This window comes from Nonomuraea endophytica (assembly GCF_014203235.1).
Taxonomy (GTDB): Bacteria; Actinomycetota; Actinomycetes; order Streptosporangiales; family Streptosporangiaceae; genus Nonomuraea; species Nonomuraea endophytica.
In genome coordinates this window covers 51,212-74,917 of record NZ_JACHIN010000022.1, presented here as the reverse complement: position 1 = coordinate 74,917, position 23,706 = coordinate 51,212, and the positions used below count along the sequence as shown (strand labels likewise).

Here is a 23,706-nt window from a genome sequence, read left to right as displayed (position 1 = left end):
CCATCGATGACGTGAAGCTACCCACGGACCACCCGAACTCGATCATCAGGAGTCTTTTCTTCTGGGCGCCCACCCAGGTCTCGATCCGCTATTGGGCGCTGGCGTCGGTCGTGGTCAACGCGGGCATCACGGTCACCGGCGCCACGGTCCGGGTGACGGAGGCGGGGCTGGGCTGCCCGACCTGGCCGCAGTGCACCAGCGACAGCTACCTCCCGGTCGCGCACCCGGAGATCTCGCCGCTGCACATGGCGGTCGAGTTCGGCAACCGGCTGCTCACGTTCCTGGTGCTGGCGGTCGGCTTCGCCTGCGTGATCGCCGCACTGCGCATGGCGCCGCGCCGTCCCGACCTGGTACGCCTGGCCTGGCTGCAGCCGGCCGGCATCGTCGTGCAGGCGCTCTGGGGCGGACTGGTGGTCAGGAGCGCGCTGCACCCGGCCACGGTCGGCACGCACTTCCTGATCTCCGTGGGCCTGATGGCCGCCTGCTGGATGTTCTACGTGCGCACGGGCGAGCGCGACGGAGTGCTCAGGCGCACCGTGCACCGCGACATCAGACGGCTGGCACAGGTCCTGGTCGCGGCGGTGTTCGCGCTGCTGATGGCGGGCGTGCTGGTCACCGGCACCGGCCCGCACTCCGGCGACGAACTCGCCTCGCGCTTCGACTTCGACATCGAGACCGTGGCGAGGATCCACGCCGACATCGCCTACCTCGTCGTCGGCCTGACCTTCGCGCTGCTGATCGCCCTGCACGTGACCGACGCGCCACGGGCCGCCCGCCGTGCCGCGCTGGCACTGCTGGGCATCGAACTCCTCCAAGGCGTCATCGGCTACACGCAGTACTTCCTGGGCGTGCCCGCCTTCCTCGTGGGCCTGCACGTGCTCGGCTCGACCCTGGTGTGGATCTTCGCACTGCGTGCCGCGACCGCCACCCGGGTCCGCGAACCGGTCGGCGCCCTCCCCTCCCCCAACCGGGAGCCCGCCACCGCCTGACCGGGTATGGCACGATAGGTCCGCCCCTCCCCCACCGGCGGAAGGCCAGCCTTGTCGGCATATAGGCGAAAGCTCCTGAGAAGGGGCTACCAGACGCTCGTGCTGGCCAGCGTGCTCGCGCTGGCCCCCATGACCTGGGCCTGGCTCGACAGTTCACCGCACCGCGCCACCGCCGACACCGACGGCTGGCTCGCCCGCGTCCCGGCCGCGCAGGCCGCTCTGGTCTTAGGCGCCGGCCTGTACGGCGGGCAGCCCTCCCCCATGCTCGCCCGCCGCCTGGACGTAGCCGCCGAGCTGTACCGGGCCGGCAAGGTGAAGGCCCTGCTGCTGTCCGGCGACAACAGCCGCAAGGAGTACGACGAGCCCACGGCCATGCGCGACTACCTGACACACAAGGGCGTGCCGGTGGACGCGATGGTCCTGGACTACGCCGGTTTCGACACCTGGGACTCCTGCGTACGCGCCCGCAAGGTCTTCGGCGCCCAGCGCCTGACCGTGGTCACCCAGGTCTTCCACATCCCCAGAGCGGTCACCCTCTGCCGTACGGCCGGCCTGGAGACCTACGGGGTGGGCGACGACTCGACCAAGCAGTGGGCGGCGGCCACCTACGCCTACGCGACCAGAGAACTCCTGGCCACCGCCAAGGGCTTCGCCGACGCCATCCTCCTCCGCTCCGACCCCGTCTTCCCCGGCCCACGAGAAACCTCCCTAGACCAAATCCTGACCCACCCCACCCCTTAGGCGCCGCAAACGCCCACAACGGCGTCTCGTCATGCCCGAAGGGCTCGCCATGCCCAGGAGGGTCGGCCATGCCAGGGGGTTCGTGATGGCCAGGGCCCTGACCGACGAGGTCCATGAGGGCAGGGCCCAGGAGGGTTTGGGGTGTGGGCCTAGGAGGGGTTTGGGACCTGAAGGGTTTGGGTGGTCTTGGCCTGACACCCGGCTCACGAAGGGCCGTGACGGCGGGGACCACGTCCGACGTGAGAAGCGACCCCCACGATCGAAGCCCGCCCACGGCGGCGGGTGGCGGTGGGGTGGCGGGAGCCGTAACGGAAAGTGATCATCTGCGAACAGGAACGGGAAAGCCCGCGCGCGCGGCGCTCATGCATTCGAGGAGGGCGCGTTGTTCCTCGTGGAAGGTCTGTTCGTCGACCACGCGGCGGGCGGCGCGGTCGTGCAGCAGGCCGAGTTCGGTGGCGGCCAGTTGGTAGTCGCTCATCGCGCGCAGCCCGCGCTTGCCGCCGTGGGCGCTGGCCCACTGGCGGGCGCGGCGGCGCCGGGACAGGGCCGAGAGCATGTGGATGTCGGCCGTGTCGACCAGGCGGGTGGGCGCGTAGGGCGGCAGGTAGCGCTGGATGAGGGCGACGATGCGCCGCCTGTCCTTGATGACGATGCCGATCATGACCAGGAGGACCAGCAGCAGGATCAGGTAGGCGATCACGAGGCCGCCGAAGCCGCCGTAGGAGGCCATGCCGTTCCACAGGCCGTGCAGGAGCATCGCGCCGATCCAGCCCGCCAGGATGTAGCCGACCCGCACCGAGCCGCTGCGCAGCGCCGCGTAGGCCACCGCGACGCCGATCATCGAGGTGAACAGCGGGTGCGCGAACGGCGACAGGATGCCGCGCAGCACGACCGTGACGGCCAGGCCCTCGACGCCCCGCTCGGTGAGCGCGGCCACGTAGTAGCTGACGTTCTCGCTCATCGCGAAGCCGAGGCCGACCATGCTGGCGTAGATGATGCCGTCGGTGGGGCCGTCGAGTTCGGCCCGCCGAAAGCGCAGCAGGCCGAGCAGGACCAGGCCCTTCATCGTCTCCTCGACGACGGGCGCGCCGAACGTGGCGGCGACGCTGCGGGCGTTGTCGGGCGTGAGGTTGGCGGCGTCCACGATGTAGTGCAGGTTGAGCGAGTTGACGACGCCCGCGACCAGTACGGCCACGCCGGCCCCCCACGCGAAGGCGAAGACGAGGTTGCTGCGCGGCTCCGGCTCCATGCGGTCGAGCGCGAGCACCGCCGCGAGCAGGACGGGCACCGGGGCCAGGGCCAGCAGGAGGGCGACGAGGAAGTCGACAGGCGCGCCGTTGATCACGTCGAACGAGAGCGAGACGAGTGCGCAGATGCCGGTGACGACCAGCCCGATGATCAGGGCGAAGGATGGCCGGTCCTTGAACACCCAGCGTGGATCACGGGACGCCATACGGTGACTTTAACGGATCGTCTGGATGCTGTCCCGCCGCACACGCTCAGCTGAGCAGCGGGTCGATGGCGACGGCGAGGAACAGGAGCGCCAGGTAGGCGTTGGACCAGTGGAAGAAGCGCATCGGCCGCAGATCGACGCCGGTCTTGCCGGCGTTGACCCTGGCCAGCATGCGGTGGATCTCCCACAGGCACACGACGCCGAGCGCGAGCGCGACGATCGGGTAGAGCAGCGTGGTGCCGGCGACGGGCCACAGCAGCAGCGAGCAGATGACCGTCGCCCACGTGTAGACGATGGACTCCACGACGACCCGGCGCTCGGTGGCGACCACGGGCAGCATCGGGATCGAGGCGGCCGCGTAGTCCTCCTTGTAGCGCATGGCCAGCGTCCAGGTGTGCGGCGGCGTCCAGAAGAACACCACGCCGAACAGCACCAGCGGCGTCCACTCCAGGCTGCCGGTGATGCCCGACCAGCCGATGACCACCGGCATGCAGCCGGCCAGGCCGCCCCAGACGATGTTCTGGGAGGTGCGCCGCTTGAGGATCATCGAGTAGACGAAGACGTAGAACAGGATCGCCGACAGGTTGAGCGCGGCGGCGAGCAGGTTCGTGGTGACCCACATGCCAACAACGGACAAAGTTCCGAGGACGATTCCGAAGATCAATGCGTTGCGCGGCGTGACCTGGTGGCGGGCCAGCGGGCGCTTGCGGGTGCGCCGCATCTTCACGTCGATGTCGCGGTCGATGTAGCAGTTGAGCGCGTTGGCGCTGCCCGCCGACAGCGTGCCGAACACCATGACCCACAGGGCCTTCCACAGGGGCGGCAGGCCGCCCGACGCGAGGAACATGACCGGCAGCGTCGTGATCAGGAGCAGCTCGATGACCCGCGGCTTGGTCAGCGCGACATAGGCCTTGACGACCGCGCCGAAGGAGCGCGGCGCCGTGGCCTGCTGGGCCGGGGCCGTCGATTGCCTGTTCGTGAGCACCGTCAAGGCGCTTCCAGCACGTGCGGAGTCAACGCGTAACCTCTGATTAGAGCGGATCCGTGAATGGACGCCGTGGCGTCTCTGCGAACACACAAACTGTAGTAGCAGGGTCGGCCGGTCCGGCCATGGGGGGCGTGACCCGCTCTCGGACACGCACGGAGCGGCAAGGGAATCGATCTTGACCGCGGCTCCGTTAGGGTCCGGTGTGGGCGGGAAATGCCAACCGGCACCACCTATGACAACGAGATTCCGGAGATCGAGCAGTTGAGCACCTTTGAATGGACCGACCTCGACAAGAAGGCGGTCGACGTCGTCCGAGCACTGGCGATGGACGCGGTGGAGAAGGCCGGCTCCGGCCACCCCGGTACGGCGATGAGCCTGGCTCCGGCCGCCTACCTGCTCTTCCAGCGCACGATGCGGCACGACCCGACCGACGCGAGCTGGATCGGCCGCGACCGTTTCGTCCTGTCGTGCGGCCACTCCAGCCTCACCCTCTACATCCAGCTCTACCTTTCCGGCTACGGGCTGACGCTTGAGGACATCGAGCGCCTGCGTACGTGGGACAGCCTCACCCCCGGCCACCCGGAGCACGGGCACACGATCGGCGTGGAGACCACGACGGGCCCGCTGGGCCAGGGCGTCGGCAACGCGGTCGGCATGGCGATGGCCGCCCGGCGCGAGCGCGGCATGTTCGACCCGGACGCCGCCCCGGGCACCAGCCCCTTCGACCACCACATCTGGTGCGTCGCCTCCGAGGGAGACATCGAGGAGGGCATCAGCCACGAGGTCAGCGCGCTCGCCGGGCACCAGAAGCTCGGCAACCTGACCGTGCTGTTCGACTCCAACCACATCTCGATCGAGGACGACACGCAGATCGCGCTGTCGGAGGACATCCTCAAGCGGTACGAGGCCTACGGCTGGCACGTGCAGAAGGTCGACTGGACGAAGACCGGTGAATACACCGAGGACGTCGCCGCCCTGAACGCCGCCATGGAGGCCGCCCGCGCGGAGACCGGCAAGCCGTCGTTCATCATGCTGCGCACGATCATCGGCTGGCCGGCGCCCAACAAGCAGAACACCGGCAAGATCCACGGCTCCAAGCTCGGCGCCGACGAGGTCGCCGCCACCAAGAAGATCCTCGACATGGACCCGGAGAAGTCCTTCGACGTCCCGGCCGAGGTGCTGGAGCACGCGCGGCAGGTGGCCGCGCGCGGCCGCGAGGCGCACGCCGAGTGGGAGAAGGGCTACGCCGAATGGCGCCTGGCCAACCCCGAGCGCGCCGCCGAGCTCGACCGCATCTCCGCCCGCGAGCTGCCCGCCGACTGGACTGAAGCGCTGCCGGAGTTCGAGGCCGGCGCCTCGGTCGCCACCCGCAAGGCCTCGGGCGAGTTCCTCAACTCCGTCTCCCGCGTGCTGCCCGAGCTGTGGGGCGGCTCGGCCGACCTGGCCGAGTCCAACAACACCACGATGAAGGGCGAGCCGTCCTTCATCCCCGAGGAGCACCAGACCAAGGACTTCCCCGGCAACCGCTACGGCCGGACGCTGCACTTCGGCATCCGCGAGCACGGCATGGGCGCCATTCTCAACGGCATCGCCCTGCACGGCGGCACCCGGCCCTACGGCGGCACCTTCCTGGTCTTCTCCGACTACATGCGGCCGGCCGTACGGCTGGCGGCGCTGATGAAGCTGCCGGTCACCTACGTCTGGACGCACGACTCGATCGGCCTCGGCGAGGACGGCCCGACCCACCAGCCGGTCGAGCACCTGTGGGCGCTGCGCGCGATCCCGGGCCTGGACGTGGTCCGCCCGGCCGACGCCAACGAGACCGTCTTCGCGTGGAAGGCCGTGCTGGAGCACACCGACCGCCCGGCGGCGCTGGCGCTGACCCGGCAGAACCTGCCGGTCTACGAGGGCACGAGCGCCGAGGGAGTCAAGCGCGGCGGGTACGTGCTGCGCGAGGCCTCCGACGGGCAGCCGCGGGTGATCCTCATCGCCACCGGTTCCGAGGTGGAGCTGGCCGTGGAGGGCCGGGAGCTGCTGGAGGCGCAGGGCATCACGGCGCGCGTGGTCTCGATGCCGTGTGTGGAGTGGTTCAACGGGCAGGACTCCGCGTACCGGCAGAGTGTGCTTCCGCCCTCGGTCAAGGCTCGCGTCGCGGTCGAGGCGGGAATCGCGCTCGGCTGGCGGGAGTTTGTGGGTGAGGCGGGAGAGACGGTCAGCCTTGAGCACTTCGGGGCTTCTGCTCCCTACAAGACGCTGTACGAGCAGTTCGGCCTGACGGCCGAGCGGGTGGCGGCGGCGGCCAAGGCCAGCCTCGCCAAGCTCGGTCAGGACAAGGGCGAGACGACGGGAAACTGAGATGAGCAGCAGCGAGAACCTGAACAAGCTGTCCGGCCAGGGCGTGTCCATCTGGCTCGACGACATCAGCCGTGAGCGCCTGCGCACCGGCAACCTGGAGCAGCTGATCCGCGAGAAGAACGTGGTCGGCGTCACCTCCAACCCGACGATCTTCGCGGGCGCCCTCAGCAAGGGCGACGCCTACGACAGCCAGATCCAGGACCTGGCGGTACGCGGCGTCGACGTGGGCGAGGCCGTCCGCGCGATCACCTCCTACGACATCCGCTGGGCCGCCGACGTGCTGCGCCCCGTCTACGACGCCACCGGCGGCGTGGACGGCCGCGTGTCGCTGGAGGTCGACCCGCGCCTGGCCCGTGAGACGGAGAAGACCGTCGCCGAGGCCCGCGCGCTGTGGTGGATGGTCGACCGGCCCAACCTGTTCATCAAGATCCCGGCGACCCAGGAGGGCCTGCCGGCGATCACGCAGGCGATCTCCGAGGGCATCAGCGTCAACGTCACGCTGATCTTCTCGCTGGAGCGCTACCGCGCGGTGATGGACGCCTGGCTGACCGGCCTGGAGGCCGCGCAGGCCAAGGGGCTCAAGCTGGCCGGCGTCGAGTCGGTGGCCTCGTTCTTCGTCAGCCGCGTCGACACCGAGATCGACAAGCGGCTGGACGCCGCCGGCAAGCCGGAGCTGAAGGGCAAGGCGGGCGTGGCCAACGCGCGCCTGGCCTACGCGGCGTTCGAGGAGGTCATGAACTCCGAGCGTTGGCAGCGCCTGCGCGCCGCCGGGGCCCGTCCGCAGCGCCCGCTGTGGGCCTCGACCGGCGTGAAGAACCCCGAGTACCGCGACACGATGTACGTGGACGACCTCGTCGCGCCCGGCACGGTCAACACCATGCCGGAGAAGACGCTCGACTCCACCGCCGACCACGGCAACATCACCGGCGACACCATCCGCCCCTTCTACGAGCAGGCCTGGAACACGATGGCCGCGCTCAAGGAGGCCGGCGTCGACTACGACGACGTCGTGAAGGTCCTGGAGGACGAGGGCGTCGACAAGTTCGAGGTCTCCTGGACCGAGCTGCTCGACAGCGTCGCGAAGAAGCTGGCCGGATAAGTGGAAGTCACGATCCGCGACGAGGGGGTGGCCGCGGCCGCCTCCTCCGCCGCGGTACGTCTCCTCGACGACGGTGTGCCGCCACGGCTGGCCGCCGGTGACCCAGGGCTCTGGGGCGAGGAGGCGGCGGCCGGGGCGGCGACCCGCCTCGGCTGGCTGAACCTGCCCCTGACCTCTCGCGAGCTGCTGCCGGAGATCGGCAAGCTGGCCGAGTGGGCGGGGGCGCAGGGCCTGACCAACGTCGTGCTGGCCGGGATGGGCGGCTCGTCGCTGGCCGCCGAGGTGATCTGCAACACCGCCGACGTGCCACTGACCGTGCTGGACACGAGCGACCCCCGGCAGGTCCACCGCGCGCTGGCCGACGACCTGGAGCGGACCGTCCTGGTGGTCGCCAGCAAGAGCGGCACGACGGTCGAGACCGACGCTTCCCTGCGCGTGTTCGAGGCCGCCTTCCGCGCCGCCGGGATCGACCCCGGCGACCGGATCGTGGTGGTGACCGACCCCGGCTCCCCGCTGGAGCAGGCCGCGATCGACGCCGGCTACCAGATGGTCCTGGCCAGGCCGGACGTGGGCGGCCGCTACTCGGCGCTGTCGGCGTTCGGCCTGGTGCCGAGCGCGCTGGCGGGCGTGGAGATCGAGCGGCTGCTGGACGACGCCGACGAGGTGACGCCGCTGCTGGCGCTGCCGGCCGGCAACCCGGGCCTCGACCTGGGCGCGGTGCTCGGCGGCGCGGCGCTGGCCGGGCGCGACAAGCTCATCCTCGAAGACCGGCTCGCGGAGATCACCGGGCTGCCCGACTGGATCGAGCAGCTGGTCGCCGAGTCGCTCGGCAAGGACGGCCGCGGCATCCTGCCCGTCGTAGCCGCCGACCCCAGCGGGGCCGCCGACGAGCTCGTCGTGGCGATCGGCTCCGACAACGGCGACGTGCGCGTGGACGGCGCGCTCGGGGCGCAGTTCCTGGTGTGGGAGTACGCGACGGCGCTGGCCGGGCGGCTGCTGGAGGTCGATCCGTTCGATCAGCCGGACGTGGCCGGGGCCAAGCGGAACACCGCCGCGCTGCTGGAGCACCCGGCAGCGGCTCAGTCGCCCGCGTTCACCGACGGGCCGGTGGAGGTCTACGGGCCCACCGAGGCCCACGACCTTCCCGGCTTGCTGGCCGAACTGCTGGCGGCCGTGCCCGGCGACGGCTACCTGGCCGTATTGGCCCACCTCGACCGGCTGGCCGCCTTCGACGCGCCGGTGCCCGATGGCGCCGACTTCGAGGAGATGACCGACACCTGGATGGCGGCCGACGCGGCCACGCTGCGGGCGCTGCTCGCGCTGCGCACCGACCGGCCGGTGACGTTCGGCTGGGGGCCGCGCTACCTGCACTCCACCGGGCAATATACCACAAGGGCGGGCCACGGAACGGGGTGTTCGTCCTGATCACCGGTGTGGTGGAGGACGACCTCGGGGTGCCCGGCCGGCCGTACAGCCTGGGCGGGTTGCAGCTGGCCCAGGCGCTCGGCGACCTTCAGGCGCTGGCCGGCCTGGGGCGGCCTGCCGTACGCCTGCATCTGACCGACCGCGTGACCGGAGTCGCGCACTTGCTCGCAGCCGCACAGGAGGCTTGACATGACAGACCCGGCAGCGCCCGCAGAGGAGGCCGCCACCGTGGCGGCGGCCGTCGCGGGCACCGCCACCACCATTGAGGTGGCGGCCGCCAACCCGCTGCGTGACCCGCGCGACAAGCGGCTGCCCAGGGTGGCGGGACCGTGCGTGATGGTGTTGTTCGGCGTGACGGGCGACCTGGCCAAGCGCAAGTTGTTGCCGGCGATCTACGACCTGGGCAACCGGGGGCTGCTGCCGCCCGGTTTCTCGCTGGTCGGTTTCGCCCGCCGTGATTGGAAGGACCAGGACTTCGCCCGGCTGACGCACGACGCGGTGAAGGCGAACGCCAGGACGCCGTTCCGCGAGGAAGTGTGGAAGCAGCTGGCCGAGGGGATCCACTTCGTGCCCGGGGAGTTCTCCGACGACGGCGCGTTCGACGCGCTGGCGATGGCGTTGAAGGAGATCGACCAGACGCGGGGCACGGGCGGCAACTATGCCTTCTACCTGTCGGTGCCGCCGAAGTTCTTCCCCGCCGTGGTGAAGCAGTTGAAGCGGACGGGGCTGGCCGACGCGCCGGAGGGTTCGTGGCGGCGGGTGGTGATCGAGAAGCCGTTCGGTCACGACCTGAAGAGCGCCCACGAGCTGAACGAGATCACCAACGAGGCCTTCCCGGAGTCGTCGATCTTCCGGATCGACCACTACCTGGGCAAGGAAACCGTCCAGAACATCATGGCGCTGCGCTTCGCCAACAACCTGTACGAGCCGATCTGGAACCGCTCCTACGTCGACCACGTGCAGATCACCATGGCCGAGGACATCGGCCTGGCCGGCCGGGCGGGCTACTACGACGGCATCGGCGCGGCCCGCGACGTGATCCAGAACCACCTGCTGCAGCTGCTGGCGCTGGTGGGGATGGAGGACCCGACCTCCTTCGAGGCCTCCTCGCTGCGGCGGGAGAAGGAGAAGGTGCTCAAGGCGGTACGCCTGCCCGCCGACCTCAAGAACAACACCGCCCGCGGCAAGTACGCGGCCGGCTGGCAGGGCGGCGAGAAGGTCGTCGGCTACCTGGAGGAGGAGGGCATCCCGGCCGACTCCACGACCGAGACCTACGCCGCCATCAAGCTGGAGATCGCCAACCGCCGCTGGGCCGGAGTCCCGTTCTACCTGCGCACGGGCAAGCGGCTCGGGCGTCGGGTGACCGAGGTGGCCGTGGTCTTCCAGCGCGCGCCGCACCTGCCGTTCAGCAAGGACGACACCGAGATCCTCGGCCAGAACGCGCTGGTCATCCGGGTGCAGCCGGACGAGGGCATCACGGTGCGCTTCGGCTCGAAGGTGCCGGGCACCGCGATGGAGGTGCGCGACGTGTCCATGGACTTCGCCTACGGCGAGTCGTTCATGGAGTCCTCGCCCGAGGCCTACGAGCGGCTGCTGCTGGACGTCATGATCGGTGACCCGCCGCTGTTCCCGCACCAGCGCGAGGTGGAGCTGTCGTGGAAGATCCTCGACCCGATCGAGGAGTTCTGGGCCACGCAGGGCCAGCCGGAGGACTATCCGGCCGGCTCGTGGGGCCCGCCATCGGCCGACGAGATGATGGCCCGTGACGGGCGGGTGTGGAGAAGACTGTGACCACTTTCATGCTGACGGACACGACCGCGGGGAAGATCTCCGCGCAGCTCATGCACCTGCGCCACCAGATGGGCGCGCCCGCCATAGGGATGGTGCTGACGCTGGTGGTGATCTGTGACGAGCGCGACCAGTACGACTCCCTGCGCGCGGCCACCGAGGCGGCCCGCGAGCATCCCTCGCGCATCCTCGTGGTGATCAGCCGGGAGGCCGACGAGGCCAACCGGCTCGACGCCGAGCTGCGGATCGGCGAGTCCACGCCGGGCGAGGTCGTGGTGCTCCGCCTGTACGGCGAGCTGACCGAGCACGCCGACTCCGTGGTCAGCCCGCTGTTGCTGCCCGACACGCCGGTGGTGGCGTGGTGGCCGGGCGCGGCGCCGCAGGTGCCGGCCAAGGACCCGATCGGCGCGCTGGCCCAGCGCCGCATCACCGACGCCAAGGCGGTGCACGACGGCATCAAGGAGCTGGCGATCCTCGCCAAGGGCTACGCGCCGGGCGACACCGACCTGTCGTGGGCGCGGCTGACGCCGTGGCGCAGCCTGCTGGCCGCCGCCTTCGACCAGCCGGTGGGCAAGCTGAAGAAGGGCGTCGTGGAGGCCACCGCGGGCCACCCGAGCGCGCCGCTGCTGGCGGCGTGGCTGACCGAGCGCCTGGGTGCGCCGGTCAAGGTGGCGGACTCGGCGGGTCCCGGCCTGACGTCGGTACGGCTGTCGCTGGCCGACGGCGAGCTGAGCGTGAGCCGTAGCGACGCCCGCCTGGCGACGCTGTCGCGGCCCGGCCAGCCCGACCGCAACGTGGCGCTGGCCAGGAGGACCACGGCGGAGCTGCTGGCCGAGGAGCTGCGCCGTCTCGATTCCGATGAGATCTACGAGGCGGCGGTCAAGCGGCTGGCCAAGTCCTACAAGGGGTGAGGATGCCGGTGAGTGTTCCTTCTGTGGTCGTCCATCGCGACGCCGATGTGCTGGCCAAGGCCGTGGCGGCGCGGATCATCACGCGGCTGGTCGACGCGCAGTCGGCGAAGGGGTGGGCCTCGATCGTGCTGACCGGCGGCACGGTCGGCATCGCCACGCTGGCGGCGATCGCCGCGACGCCGGCCCGCGACGCCGTCGACTGGCCGAAGCTGGACGTGTGGTGGGGCGACGAGCGGTTCCTGCCGGAGGGCGACCCCGAGCGCAACGAGACCGGCGCCCGCAAGGCGCTGCTCGACCACGTCGACCTCGACCCGGCCCGTGTGCACGTCATGCGCGGGCCCGACTCGGGGATGACCGCCGAGGAGTCGGCCGACGCCTACACCGCCGAGCTGCGCGCCTCGGCGCGGCCCGAGGACCACGGGCCGGCGCCGAGCTTCGACGTGATGCTGCTCGGCATGGGGCCGGACGCCCACGTGGCGTCGCTGTTCCCGGGGATGCCGGCGCTGTATGACACGCGGCCGGTCGTGGCCGTGCACGGCTCGCCCAAGCCGCCGCCGACGCGGATCTCGCTGACGCTGCCGACGATCCAGGCGGCGCGTGAGGTGTGGGTGGTGGCTGCGGGTGCGGAGAAGGCCGGGTCGGTGCGGCTGGCGCTGTCCGACTCCGGCCCGGTGCAGGTGCCCGCCGCGGGTGCGCGCGGGCGTGGCCGTACGTTGTTCCTGCTAGACCGCGCGGCGGCGGCGAAGATACCGGCGGGGCTCGGCCGTATCGCCTCGCCGTGAGGTGCGGCCCCACGGCTTGAAGATCGACAGCACGACGGCGACCAGCAGCAGGCTCGGGGCCACGAAGATCGGGTAGAGCAGCTGGTCGGGCGGCTGGGCGGCGGTATCGCCCGCCGCCAGCCGCCGTCCGTACTCCGCCGCCTCGTACAGCCCGGGGCGCAGGGAGAAGTAGATCAGCGTCGTCATGGCCAGGTTGATCGTCAGCTTGGCCGCCACCCACCAGTAGCGGATCAGGCCGTACTTGCTGCCCAGGCCCAGGATGACGCCGGTGGCGAGGCTGAGCAGGCTGGCGGTGAGCATCGGCCACACGGCGATCAGGTGCGCGGCCTGGAAGGCGGTCGCGGCGGTCGCGGTGTCGTCCGTGATCATCGCGGTCAGCACGAGCACGCCGAGCGCGAGGTCGATGCCGATCCACGCGCTCACCGAGACGACGTGGCCGACCAGGACGACCTTGCGGGTTCTCGTTCCCAGTCTCATGACGTCCAGGGTCCGGGTTCGCGGCTCTCGCCGCGTCCGGCGGGGAGAGGCCGTGCGGGTACCGCGCCGCGTGTAGGCGCGGGGGCGGCGGGGTCGGCCCCTGGGTGTACGCCCGGCTGCTTGACCACAAATGTTAGGCCTTGTCATGAGCCAGAGTCGCGTTTAGCTTCGGGGGCGAATCCTCACGAAGGGATACCCCCATGGCGTTATTCCGCTGGGCAGCCGCCCTGGCCGCGGCCGCCGCCACCGTCCTGGCGAGCACCACACCCGCGCTCGCCGACCCCGCCCCGGCCATCATCACCCCGGAGGCCGAACCGATCCCCGGCAGCTACATCGTGGTGCTCAAGGATTCCGCCGAGGTACGCGCCCGGGCCGGCGACCTGACCGCGCGGCACGGGGGCACGACGTTCGCCGAGTACCGGCACGCGCTGCGCGGCTTCGCGGTGAACGCCACCGAGCGGCAGGCGCGCCGCATGGCCGCCGACCCGGCCGTCGCCTACGTGCAGCAGAACGCCGTCCACCGCGCCTCCGACACCCAGCCCAACCCGCCGTCCTGGGGACTGGACCGGATCGACCAGCGCAACCTGCCGCTCAACAGCTCCTACACCTACGGGCCCACCGGGCAGGGCGTGCGCGCGTACATCATCGACACCGGCATCAGGCCGAGCCACGGCGACTTCGGCGGCCGCGCCTCGATCGGGTTCGACGCCATCGGCGACGGCCAGAACGGCAACGACTGCAACGGCCACGGCACCCACGTCGCCGGGACCACCGGCGGCACCGCCCACGGCGTCGCCAAGCTCGTGTCGCTGGTCGGCGTGCGCGTCCTGAACTGCCAGGGCTCCGGCACCACCGCGCAGGTCGTGGCCGGCATCGACTGGGTCACCGCCAACGCCGTCAAGCCCGCCGTGGCGAACATGAGCCTCGGCGGCTCCGCGAACACCGCGCTGGACGACGCGGTGAAGGGCTCGATCGCCTCCGGCGTCAGCTACGCGATCGCGGCGGGCAACGGCCTGTTCGGGCTGTTCGCGCTGGACGCCTGCACGCAGTCGCCGGCCAGGGTGCCCGAGGCGATCACGGTGTCGATCACGAACATCTCCGACACCAAGCCGTCGTGGGGCAACCGCGGCACGTGCGTGGACCTGTTCGCGCCGGGCTTCAACATCACCTCGGCCTGGAACACCTCCGACAGCGCCACCAACACGATCAGCGGCACGTCGATGTCGACGCCGCACGTCGCCGGCGCCGCCGCGGCCTACCTGCAGGGCCACCCGACCGCGACCCCCCAGCAGGTCCGCGACGCCATCGTCGCCAACTCCACCCCGGGCGTGGTCCGCAGCCCCGGCTCCGGCTCCCCCAACCGCCTCCTCTACACCCCGGGTCTGTGATTCCCGCTGCTTTTTGATCGGGTTTCACGGCCCTTATGGGTTACGGCCAGCCCGGCTGACCCGCACGCGCCGACGTGGGCGGGCCTCTGTCCTGGCCGGTCGTGAGGGCCCACGGGGTTGCTCGCCGTGACGAGCGCCCCGTGGGCCCAGGCCGTGGGTCTGTTGCCCCGAGGCTGTGTTTCAAGAGGTCGGCATGGCGTTTCAGGGGGTTGGGAGTGCGTTGATTTCGGCCAGGAGGGTTTGCTTGGTGTCCTTGGCCATGTAGGAGGCGTTCACGCTGTTTCGGGCCAGTTGGGTGAGGTTCTTGGCGTTGAGGCCCAGAGCGTGGGCGACCTTGTACTCCTGGGACAGCGTGGTCGCGAACATGGGCGGGTCGTCGCTGTTCAGCGTGACGTACAGGCCCTCCGCCAGCAGGCGCGGCAGCGGGTGGTCCTCGATGCGGCCGACCTGGCCGGTGCAGACGTTGGAGGTCGGGCAGACGTCCAGCGGGAGCTGGGTCTCGCGCAGGTGGGCGACCAGGCGTTCGTCGTCCAGGCAGTTGATGCCGTGGCCGATGCGCTCGGCGCCCAGGCCCTCGATGACCTCCCAGATCGTCTCCGGGCCGCTCATCTCGCCGCCGTGCGGGACGCTGTGCAGGCCGGCGGTGCGGGCGGCGGCGAAGGCGTCGCGGAACGCGTCACGGAAGGGCGGGCGCTTCTGTTCGATCCCGCCCAGGCCGAAACCTACCAGGGAAGCGGGAGGTTCGTTGAGCGCGTGGTCGAGGGTGATGCGGGCGGCCTCTTCGCCGTACTCGCCGGGGATGTCGAAGATGTAGGCCATCTCCACGCCGTGGTCCTCCCTGGAGGCTGTGGCGGCCAGGTCGAGGGCCTCGGTCACCTCGCGCATCGGCATGCCCATGATCGCGTGGGCGTACGGGGTCACCTGGAGTTCGGCGTAGCGGGCGTTCTGGGCCGACAGGTCGCGGGCCAGGCCCAGGACCAGGGTGGCGACGTCCTCCGGTTCGCGGACCAGGGCGTTGACCGCCTGGTAGACACGGGCGAAGTGGGGGAAGTCGGTGAAGGTGTAGAAGGCGCGGAGTTCCTCCTCGCTGGTGGGCACGCCGCTGCCGGGGTGGCGTCGCGACAGTTCCAGCACCGTGGGAACCGAGGCGGAGCCGACCAGATGGACGTGGAGTTCCACCTTGGGCAGGGCGTCGATGAAGGCGTCGATCGTCATGCGGATGACCATAAGTCGCCCTCAACGGGCAACGACAGGCTTTATCGCGAAATTTCACACAAGAATGTGAGCTTCTGAGGTGCGCGGCTGCGGCCCGGCATCTCACCCCGATAGGCTGCGGCCCGTGACCAACCCCCAGGTGTACGCCCGCGGCTTCGCGAGCCTCACCGCCCACACCGTGGACCCGCTGCTCAACCTCGTCCGCAAGAGCCGCGCCCCACGACTGCTCGACCTCGGCTGCGGCACCGGCGTGGTGACCGCGGCGGCCCTGGCGCTGGGCGCCGACGTCACCGCCGTCGACTCCGACCTGGACATGCTCGAATACACCGCCCGCGCCCACCCCCACGCCGCCGTACGGCTCGCCGCCCTGCCCGAACTCCCCTTCCCCGAGGGCGGCTTCGACGCGGTGGCCGGCAACTTCGTCATCCAGCACGCCCCCGACACCCCGGCCACCCTCGCCGAACTCCACCGCGTGCTGCGCCCCGGCGGCACCCTCGCCCTGAGCTGGTGGAAGCGCGATGAGATGCCCGCGACCACCCTGCTGGCCGACGCCGCCGCCTCCGTAGGACTCCCCAAGGTCCCGGACCCGCCGCGCGACTTCGACCGGTACACCAGCCCCGCGGCCTTCACCGCCCTGCTCAAGCGGAGCGGCTTCTCCGGCGGCGCGGTCGACACCATCCGCTGGCGCCACCGCGTCGACCTCGCCACCTGGTGGGACGACGTCACCGCCGCAGCCGGACCCCGCTTCGCGTTCATCCTCGAACAGGACGCGGCCACCGTGGAGCGCATCCGCCAGGCCTACCTCGCCCTGGCCGCCCCCTACGCCGAGCAGGGCTTCCCGGTCTGCGCCCACCTCGCCCACGCCACCCGCTAGCCGGAACACCGATGACTTTCCGCGCCCGAAGCGGTCTGCCTTGCAGATGAGCCACGACGCAAGGAGGTCGCTTCAGGTGCGAAAGATCGTGTTCCACATGCAGACCACCCTGGACAACCGCATCGCGAACGCCGCGGGTGGGTTCTGGGAGCCGTTTCCGTGGGGTGAGGAGGAGACCGCGTACATCACCGGGCAGTTCGCCCGTGCGGACACCTGGGCGCTCGGCAGGACGGCGTACGAGACGATCGTGCCCTGGTGGGACCGGGTCGCGCGCGGCGAGAACCCCGGGGACGCCCCGCTCACCGCCGCCGACCACGGCTTCGCCCGGCGGCAGCGGGCCATGGCCAAGATCGTCTTCTCCCGGACCCTGCGGTCCACGCCCGAACGCCTGGTCGTCGGCGGCGACCTCGTCGCCGAGCTCACGGCGCTGAAGCAGAAGGACCGCGGGGACGTCATCCTGTCCTGCGGCCCGGACACGCTCGCGCCGCTCGCCGCCGCCCCCGGGCTGATCGACGAGTACCTGTTCGCCGTCACCCCGGCCGTCCTGAGCTCGGGGCCGAGGATGTTCGACGGCCTGACCGCCGACCTCGGCCTGGAGCTCACCGAGACGCGGGTGTTCGACGGCGGCGCGATCGTCGCGCGCTACCGCGTCGTCAGCCCGCTCTAGTTGGCCTTCTCCAGGCGCTGGCGGGCCAGGCGCTCCTCGCGGCGGGCGACGTCGACGCGCTGCTGGCTCTCGTTCCGCTTCTTACGGGCCTTGGTGAGCTTCTTCTCCAGCCTGGCCACCTTCTCCGAGCGCTCGTCCAGCTCCTGTACGGCCAGCGCCAGCGTGTCCCGCCACTCCTGGTAGTCGGACTCGGCCTGGGCCAGTTCCCTGGCCCGGCGTTCCTCGGCCTCGCGCCGCTCCCGCTCCACCTCCTCCGGCGAGCGGGTGGCGCGGCGCGGCCTCGCGGAGGTACGGCCCAGGCCCGGACCGGCCGACGGCAGCCCGGATGGCCCGCCGAAACCACTGTAGCTGAGCGGCTTCACCAGGCGGCCCAGCCGTACGAGGCCGGCCGCCTCCTCGTCCACCACGGCCGCGTCGAGGGTCTGGTCGACCTCCATGGCCGCCGCGCCGGACAGGCCGCCCTGGCGCAGGAGGCGGGCGAGCCTGCCGGTCACCTCGCCGCGCCGCCTGGTCAGTTCGGCGAGCGCGTCGGCGTCGCCCTCGGCCCAGGCGGCGCGCAGGTCCTCCCCTACCGACAGGAGCTCGGCCAGCAGTTCGGGATGTTCCCTGCGGGCGCGGTTGACCGCCCCGGCCGAGACCGTGGGCTTGCGCAGCCCGGCGATCTCGCGCGCCAGCCGTACCTGACCGGACTCCTTCGCCGCGGCGGCCTCCGCGGTGCGTGCGGCGGTGAAGTCGGCAGGCGGGAGGCCATACAGGCGGTCCGCCACCTCGTCAAGATCCACACCTGTCAATTACCCCACATCGGGGGGTTTGTAGCGCATAGTGGAACCAGCCCTCTTAGCCGGGAGGCCCCCGTGTTCGAGCGTTTCACCGACCGTGCCCGCCGCGTGGTGGTTCTGGCCCAGGAAGAGGCCAGAATGCTCAATCACAACTACATCGGCACCGAGCATCTGCTGCTCGGGCTGATCCATGAGGGCGAGGGGATCGCCGCCCTGGTGCTGCGGGAGAACGGCATCGCGCTGCCCGAGGTCCGCATCGAGGTGGAGCAGATCATCGGGCACGGCCAGGCGTCGCCGTCGGGGCACATCCCGTTCACGCCGCGGGCCAAGAAGGTGCTGGAACTGTCGTTGCGCGAGGCGTTGCAGCTGCACCACAACTACATCGGCACGGAGCACATCCTGCTCGGCCTGATCAGGGAGGGCGAGGGGGTGGCCGCGCAGGTCCTGGTCAAGCAGGGCGCGAACCTGAGCGTGCTGCGGGGGAAGGTCGTGGAGAAGACCCGCGGGCGCGGGCCCGAGAGCCTGGCGGACCCGCTGATCGGGCCGAGGGCGACCCATCTGGAGGAACGGCTGACGCGCATCGAGGCCAGCCTGCGGCGGATCGAGCGGCACCTGGGCATCGCCCGTCCGGACGACCCGCCCACCGAGGGCCACAAGCCCGGCGGAGAGGACGACGAGGGCGAAGCCGCATCAGGCTGAGGCCGTTTAGAAATGCCGCCGGGCGTCAGGCTGAGGTCAGGGCGCCGACCGGGAGGCGGGACTCGACCACGCCGGGATCGTCGGTGTAGCCCAGCGTCGCGCCCAGGGAGACGAGCAGGCGGCGCATCCGGACGTTGTCGGAGAGCATCGTGGCCCGCACCTCGGCGTAGCCCTGGTCACGCGCCTCGGTCACCAGCATCCTGGCCAGCGCCGTGCCCAGACCGCGCCCCTGCCAGCGGTCCTCGACCAGGAAGGCCATCTCGGCGATGCCGGGATCCGGGGTGAACATCAGGTTGGCCATGGCCACGACCTGGCCGTCGTGCCCGGCCACGAGGGAGTGGCCGCGGGTGCGGTCGCACAGGCGCTCGAACATGCGCGGCGGCAGCGCCGGCATCGAGGTGAAGTAGCGGAACCTGCGCGCCTCCGGCGAGCACCGGTCGTGCAGGTCGCGTACGGCTTCGCGGTAGATGCCGGTGAGCGGCTTGACCGTGACCTGGGCGCCGTCGGCCAGCCGGATGCCCTGCTCGGCGGTGGCGTGGTCGGGGGCGGGCTGCGCCAGCCGTACGAAGGAGGCGGCCCGCGCCGCCTCGGTCAGCGTGAAGGGCAGGTCCGCGCGGCGCAGCCGTACGGCGCGCCGGGCGGCGACCGGCACCACCAGCCGCGTCGGGTCGGGGAGATCGCTCACCGCTTCACCATAGGTCCATCGGCCGTCGTCCGCGCGCAGCAGCTCGGCCAGCAGCTCGGGCAGGCGCCACGGCATCGAGCGCAGCCGGGAGGCCAGCAGCAGCGCCCTGGTGGGCTCGTCGGTCAGCTCGTGGGCGGTGGCGGGCACCACCTGGACCCGGCGCCCGCCGGCCGCTTCCAGGGCGGTGCGGACGGTCTCGGGTGTGGCGGAGATCTCGGCGACGAACTCGTCGACGGTCCCGTCGGCGTCGGTCTGCACGCTGAGGCCGAGGATGTTGCCGCCCCGGCCGGCCAGGGCTGCGGCCAGCGAGGCGAGACGTCCGGGACGTTCGTCGACCGTGGTGCGGATGCGCAGGAATGCCATGTCTTCCAGCATGCGGGGAGGCTGTTTCGGACAAGCTAACACTCTGTTTCGCTCACACCCCTTTTCGATGCAGCGTGTTACATCCTGGATGCTGGAAGATGGGGTGCTATGAACGCGCGTGTGCCACTATCTGATGACTTCGTCAATGGCGAGGTGTCTTTCTGGTATCGCTCCTCTGGCATACCGGAGCCTGGACCGCGCCTGGACGGCGACCTCCGGGCCGACGTGGTCATCGTCGGCGCCGGCCTCACCGGGTTGTGGACCGCGTACTACCTCAAGAAGGCCCGGCCCGCGCTCGACGTCGTGGTGCTGGAGCAGGAGTTCGCCGGGTTCGGCGCCTCGGGCCGCAACGGCGGCTGGCTGACCGGCGCACTGGCCGGTTCCCACGGCCGCTACGCCAAGACCCACGGCGAGGACGCCGCGCGGGCACTCCAGCGGGAGATGTACGCCACGATCGACGAGGTGATCGCGGTCTGCGCCAAGGAGGACGTGGACGCCGGCATCGTCAAGGGCGGCGAACTCACCGTGGCCCGCACCAGCGCCCAGGCCGGACGGCTGCGCGAGCTCGTCGCGGACGCGCGCGCGACCGGCCTGCGCGAGGAGGACCTGCGCGTGGTGGACCCGGCCGACCACCTGCGCGTGGCCGGCGCCGTGGGCGCGGTCTGGACGCCGCACTGCGCCCGCATCCAGCCCGCCAAGCTCGTGCGCGGCCTGGCGCGCGTGGTGCGCGACCTCGGCGTGCGCGTCTTCGAGCGCACCCCCGTCACCAGCATCCTGCCGCATCGGGCCATCACGCCGTACGGCACCGCCGAGGCCCAGCACGTGATCCGCGCGACCGAGGGCTTCACCTCCCAGCTCAAGGGCCTGCGCCGCCAGTGGCTCCCGATGAACAGCTCCATGATCGTCACCGAGCCGCTGCCCGCCGCGTTCTGGGACACGGTCGGCTGGCAGGGCGCCGAACTCCTGGGCGACCTGGCCCACTACTACATCTACGCCCAGCGCACCGAGGACGACCGCATCGCCTTCGGCGGCCGCGGCCGCCCCTACCTGTACGGCTCCCGCGTCGACGCCCGTGGCAACACCCACGACTGGACCGTCGAGGCGCTCTGGCAGCTGCTGATCGACTTCTTCCCCGCCGCCGCCTCGTCGAAGGTCGCCCACGCCTGGTCCGGCGTGCTGGGCGTGCCGCGCGACTGGTGCTCGACCGTCCACCTGGACCGTGACACCGGACTCGGCTGGGCCGGCGGCTACACCGGCCACGGGGTCACGACGACGAACCTGGCCGGCCGTACCCTGCGCGACCTGATCCTCGGCGCGGACACCGAGCTGACCGCGCTGCCGTGGGTGGGCAGGAAGGTGCGCGCGTGGGAACCGGAGCCGCTGCGGTGGGCGGGCGTGCACTCCATGTACCGCCTGTACCGTATGGCCGACCAGCGCGAGCGCTCCATGACCCGCACCTCGGCCCTGGCCCGCCTCGCCGACCTCATCACCGGCCACTGAAGGAGAACACTCCCCGATGACGACCCTCTTCCGCGGCGGGCGCGTGTTCACCGCGCTCGGCGGCTTCGCCGAGGCCGTGCTCGTGCGCGACGGCGTGATCGCCGCCGTGGGCGACGAGGCCGACCTGGTACGGCAGGCCCCCCGCCACGAGAGCGTGGACCTGGACGGCGGCCTGCTGGTGCCCGGCTTCACCGACGCGCACATCCACCCGGTCCAGGCCGGGCTGGAGCGCGCCAAGTGCGACCTGAGCGAGGTCTACGGCCTCGACGCCTACGTCGAGGAGATCAGCAGCTACGCCGCCGGCCATCCGGACAAGGAGTGGATCGACGGCGGTGGCTGGGACATGTCGGCCTTCCCCGGCGGCCTGCCCCACCGCGCGCAGCTCGACTTCCTCGACCGCCCCGCCTACCTGATCCAGCGCGACCACCACGCCGCCTGGGTCAACACCCGCGCCCTGGAACGGGCCGGGATCACCAAGGACACCCCCGACCCCGCCGACGGCCGCATCGAACGCGACCCCGACGGCACCCCGAGCGGCGTCCTGCACGAGGGCGCCATGGACCTCGTCGGCCTGCTGACCCCGCGCGCCACCGCCCAGGACGCCGACGACGCGCTCGTGGACGCGCAGGCGCACCTGTTCTCGCTGGGCATCACCGGCTGGCAGGACGCGATCGTCGGCTCGTACGCCGGCTCCGACGACCAGTTGCCGACCTACCTGTCGGCGGCCCGCTCAGGACGGCTCAAGGCCCGCGTGGTGGGCGCGCTGTGGTGGGACCGCACCCGTGGCGCCGAGCAGATCCCCGGCCTGGTGGAGCGCCGCGCCTCCGCCGAGGGGCTGGAGCGCTTCCGCGCCACCTCGGTGAAGATCATGCAGGACGGCATCACGGAGAACTTCACCGCCGCGACGCTGGAGCCGTACTGTCTGTGCGGCGGCACCGGCCTGTCCTACGTGGACCCGGGCAAGCTCAAGGAGTACGTGCGCGAACTGGACCGGCTCGGCTTCCAGGTGCACTTCCACGCCATCGGCGAGCGGGCGGTGCGCGAGGCGCTGGACAGCTTCGAGGGCACCGATCCGGCCAACCGCCACCACATCGCCCACCTGCAGGTCATCGAGCCGTCGGACGTGCCGCGCTTCGCCGCGCTCGGCGTCACCGCCAACCTGCAGCCGCTGTGGGCCACCCACCACGCCCAGATGGACGAGCTGACGCTGCCCTTCCTCGGCGAGCCGCGCTCGTCGTGGCAGTACCCCTTCGCCGACCTGCTCGGCCACGGCACCCGCTTCTGCGCGGGCAGCGACTGGCCGGTCTCCAGCGCCGACCCGCTGCAGGGCCTGCACGTGGCGGTCAACAGGACCGAGCCCGGCGGCTCGGTGCACGCCGACTACCCGACCGCGCGGACGCCGTTCCTGCCCGGCCAGCGCATCGGGCTGACCGAGGCGCTCATCGCTTACACGGCCGGATCGGCGTGGATCAACCGCTCCCCGGCCGGCGTCATCGAGCAGGGCCGTCCCGCCGACCTGGTGGTGCTCGACCGCGACCCGTTCACGCTGCCCGAGAGCGAGATCTGGACCACCCGCGTGCGCCGCACGTTCGTGGACGGCGAGCAGGTCTACTCCGGCTGAGCACGGGAGCGTTGTCCGCGCCTTCACCGAAGGTTCCCCTCGTGTCGTCGTCGCGGACACGGACGGTGTGAAGGATCGGGCTGCGCGTCCACAACCCCGGAGCGCGCACGCCGGGAACACACGGAAGCCCCCGCGAGGGCGCGGGGGCTTCCGTCGGACCGGGTAAACGTCTACCAGGGCGACTTGTTGTTGCGCAGGCGCTCGAGCGCCTCCTCCAGAATCGCCTTGCCGTCCTTGTCGCTCCGGCGCTCCTTCACATAGGCCAGGTGCGTCTTGTACGGCTCGTTCTTCGGAGGAGCGGGCGGGGCCGCCTCGTCCTGCCCGGCCGGGAGGCCACAGCGCGGGCAGTCCCAGTGCTCGGGAACGGCCGCGTCACTGGCGAAGCTGGGTCGCGTCTCATGCATGTTGGCGCACCAGAACGAGACCCGCACTCTGGGAGCTGCCTCGCCGCGCTCGGCCTCCCCCATCGGGCCGGCGCCGACACGGCTGCCACGGATCGCGTTGCCACTACCCACGGATGAACTCCTTGCTCGATCGCCCCGCGAGCGGCGGGGGGAGAATCACTGTCACGCGTCGCCGGGAAGCTCAGGGCTTGAGCAGCAGGCCGAGCGCGATGATGCAGACGAACCAGACCACGCCGGTGATGACGGTCAGCCGGTCGAGGTTGCGCTCCACCACGGACGAGCCGCCGAAGTTCGACGAGAAACCGCCGCCGAACATGTCAGACAGACCGCCACCCTTACCCTTGTGGAGCAGGACGAGCAGGATCATGAGAAGGCTCGCCAGGATGAGGGCGATGGAGATTCCGATTTCCACGGTATGCCTGTTCCTTCAATCCACTGTTACGCGTGACGATTCAAACTTGCTTCTAGAGGGTACGACCTGGTGTCAAGTCGCACCCCCTGAA

Annotated in this window: 22 protein-coding genes and 1 pseudogene; 15 read left to right on the top strand and 8 right to left on the bottom strand. The window is 71.0% G+C overall.

From position 1 onward, the window contains the following. Nucleotides 1-11 precede the first annotated feature (11 nt). Together HNR40_RS48475 and HNR40_RS48470 are read left to right on the top strand one after the other, a co-directional pair. A complete protein-coding gene (locus HNR40_RS48475; RefSeq protein WP_184974136.1) occupies nucleotides 12-989 on the top strand; it encodes a COX15/CtaA family protein in 978 nt (325 codons plus the stop codon). A gap of 99 nt (nucleotides 990-1,088) precedes the next feature. Then, nucleotides 1,089-1,730, top strand: a complete 642-nt coding sequence (locus tag HNR40_RS48470) for a SanA/YdcF family protein (protein ID WP_312896811.1) — start codon at nucleotides 1,089-1,091, stop codon at nucleotides 1,728-1,730. Between the two features lie 319 nt (nucleotides 1,731-2,049). On the opposite strand, the gene HNR40_RS48465 is transcribed toward HNR40_RS48470, so the two are convergent. Together HNR40_RS48465 and HNR40_RS48460 are read right to left on the bottom strand one after the other, a co-directional pair. Continuing rightward, a complete protein-coding gene (locus HNR40_RS48465; protein ID WP_184974134.1) occupies nucleotides 2,050-3,183 on the bottom strand; it encodes a PrsW family intramembrane metalloprotease in 1,134 nt (377 codons plus the stop codon). Nucleotides 3,184-3,229: 46 nt separating this feature from the next. Next, nucleotides 3,230-4,174, bottom strand: a complete 945-nt coding sequence (locus HNR40_RS48460) for a heme o synthase (RefSeq protein ID WP_184974133.1) — start codon at nucleotides 4,172-4,174, stop codon at nucleotides 3,230-3,232. Nucleotides 4,175-4,384: 210 nt separating this feature from the next. Here HNR40_RS48460 and tkt point away from each other — a divergent pair, with 210 nt between their 5' ends. From tkt to pgl, 7 genes are read left to right on the top strand one after another with little or no spacing between them, the layout of a single operon-like run. Further along, nucleotides 4,385-6,526, top strand: coding sequence for a transketolase (gene tkt / locus HNR40_RS48455; RefSeq protein WP_184974131.1), 2,142 nt, complete (start codon nucleotides 4,385-4,387; stop codon nucleotides 6,524-6,526). Nucleotide 6,527: 1 nt separating this feature from the next. Then, entirely contained in the window at nucleotides 6,528-7,625 is a 1,098-nt protein-coding gene (gene tal / locus HNR40_RS48450) for a transaldolase (RefSeq protein ID WP_184974129.1), read from the top strand. Beyond that, nucleotides 7,626-9,050, top strand: coding sequence for a phosphoglucose isomerase-related protein (locus HNR40_RS48445; protein WP_312896810.1), 1,425 nt, complete (start codon nucleotides 7,626-7,628; stop codon nucleotides 9,048-9,050). Beyond that, nucleotides 9,038-9,238, top strand: a complete 201-nt coding sequence (locus tag HNR40_RS55750; protein WP_246510737.1) for a hypothetical protein — start codon at nucleotides 9,038-9,040, stop codon at nucleotides 9,236-9,238. Before HNR40_RS48445 ends, HNR40_RS55750 begins: the two co-directional genes overlap by 13 nt. A gap of 1 nt (nucleotide 9,239) precedes the next feature. Further along, nucleotides 9,240-10,841 carry a glucose-6-phosphate dehydrogenase gene (zwf, locus tag HNR40_RS48440; RefSeq protein ID WP_246510736.1) on the top strand — a complete coding sequence of 534 codons (1,602 nt, stop codon included), beginning with the start codon at nucleotides 9,240-9,242 and terminating at the stop codon, nucleotides 10,839-10,841. Beyond that, a complete protein-coding gene (gene opcA / locus HNR40_RS48435) occupies nucleotides 10,838-11,749 on the top strand; it encodes a glucose-6-phosphate dehydrogenase assembly protein OpcA (RefSeq protein WP_184974127.1) in 912 nt (303 codons plus the stop codon). The genes zwf and opcA overlap by 4 nt, the downstream gene beginning before the upstream one ends. Nucleotides 11,750-11,757: 8 nt before the next feature. Further along, nucleotides 11,758-12,531: a 6-phosphogluconolactonase gene (gene pgl, locus HNR40_RS48430; RefSeq protein WP_184974125.1), complete on the top strand. Its 774-nt coding sequence runs from the start codon at nucleotides 11,758-11,760 to the stop codon at nucleotides 12,529-12,531. Here pgl and HNR40_RS48425 read toward each other — a convergent pair. Beyond that, complete coding sequence (locus HNR40_RS48425) at nucleotides 12,472-13,008, bottom strand: hypothetical protein (RefSeq protein ID WP_184974123.1); 537 nt, start codon at nucleotides 13,006-13,008, stop codon at nucleotides 12,472-12,474. The two genes, pgl and HNR40_RS48425, sit on opposite strands and share 60 nt — an antisense overlap. A 200-nt stretch (nucleotides 13,009-13,208) precedes the next feature. Here HNR40_RS48425 and HNR40_RS48420 point away from each other — a divergent pair, with 200 nt between their 5' ends. Then, the gene (locus HNR40_RS48420) at nucleotides 13,209-14,396 is read left to right on the top strand and encodes a S8 family peptidase (protein ID WP_184974121.1); all 1,188 of its coding nucleotides are present in this window, start codon (nucleotides 13,209-13,211) and stop codon (nucleotides 14,394-14,396) included. A 201-nt stretch (nucleotides 14,397-14,597) separates the two neighbouring features. Here HNR40_RS48420 and add read toward each other — a convergent pair whose 3' ends face one another. Continuing rightward, complete coding sequence (add, locus tag HNR40_RS48415) at nucleotides 14,598-15,611, bottom strand: adenosine deaminase (protein ID WP_184974119.1); 1,014 nt, start codon at nucleotides 15,609-15,611, stop codon at nucleotides 14,598-14,600. 124 nt (nucleotides 15,612-15,735) lie between these two features. On the opposite strand from add, the gene HNR40_RS48410 reads away from it, so the two are divergent. Then, entirely contained in the window at nucleotides 15,736-16,485 is a 750-nt protein-coding gene (locus tag HNR40_RS48410) for a class I SAM-dependent methyltransferase (RefSeq protein ID WP_184974117.1), read from the top strand. A 76-nt stretch (nucleotides 16,486-16,561) separates the two neighbouring features. Further along, the gene (locus HNR40_RS48405; RefSeq protein WP_184974115.1) at nucleotides 16,562-17,152 is read left to right on the top strand and encodes a dihydrofolate reductase family protein; all 591 of its coding nucleotides are present in this window, start codon (nucleotides 16,562-16,564) and stop codon (nucleotides 17,150-17,152) included. On the opposite strand, the gene HNR40_RS48400 is transcribed toward HNR40_RS48405, so the two are convergent. Next, on the bottom strand, nucleotides 17,149-17,934 hold the full coding sequence (locus HNR40_RS48400; RefSeq protein ID WP_184974113.1) for a hypothetical protein: 786 nt from the start codon (nucleotides 17,932-17,934) through the stop codon (nucleotides 17,149-17,151). The genes HNR40_RS48405 and HNR40_RS48400 overlap by 4 nt on opposite strands. Nucleotides 17,935-18,006: 72 nt before the next feature. Here HNR40_RS48400 and HNR40_RS55745 point away from each other — a divergent pair. Then, a pseudogene (locus HNR40_RS55745) lies at nucleotides 18,007-18,438 on the top strand (Clp protease N-terminal domain-containing protein); the annotation flags it as partial. 217 nt (nucleotides 18,439-18,655) lie between these two features. Here the strand turns inward: HNR40_RS55745 and HNR40_RS48390 are convergent. Next, nucleotides 18,656-19,690 (bottom strand): GNAT family N-acetyltransferase, encoded by a 1,035-nt coding sequence (locus HNR40_RS48390; RefSeq protein WP_246510735.1) that lies wholly within the window; start codon nucleotides 19,688-19,690, stop codon nucleotides 18,656-18,658. 96 nt (nucleotides 19,691-19,786) lie between these two features. Between HNR40_RS48390 and HNR40_RS48385 the strand changes: the two genes are divergently transcribed. Continuing rightward, nucleotides 19,787-21,178: an NAD(P)/FAD-dependent oxidoreductase gene (locus HNR40_RS48385; protein ID WP_184974109.1), complete on the top strand. Its 1,392-nt coding sequence runs from the start codon at nucleotides 19,787-19,789 to the stop codon at nucleotides 21,176-21,178. 16 nt (nucleotides 21,179-21,194) lie between these two features. Next, nucleotides 21,195-22,799, top strand: a complete 1,605-nt coding sequence (locus tag HNR40_RS48380; protein WP_184974107.1) for an amidohydrolase — start codon at nucleotides 21,195-21,197, stop codon at nucleotides 22,797-22,799. Between the two features lie 170 nt (nucleotides 22,800-22,969). Here HNR40_RS48380 and HNR40_RS48375 read toward each other — a convergent pair whose 3' ends face one another. Together HNR40_RS48375 and secG are read right to left on the bottom strand one after the other, a co-directional pair. After that, on the bottom strand, nucleotides 22,970-23,314 hold the full coding sequence (locus HNR40_RS48375) for an RNA polymerase-binding protein RbpA (protein WP_184974105.1): 345 nt from the start codon (nucleotides 23,312-23,314) through the stop codon (nucleotides 22,970-22,972). 70 nt (nucleotides 23,315-23,384) lie between these two features. Next, nucleotides 23,385-23,615 (bottom strand): preprotein translocase subunit SecG, encoded by a 231-nt coding sequence (secG, locus tag HNR40_RS48370; protein ID WP_184974103.1) that lies wholly within the window; start codon nucleotides 23,613-23,615, stop codon nucleotides 23,385-23,387. Nucleotides 23,616-23,706: the final 91 nt, after the last annotated feature.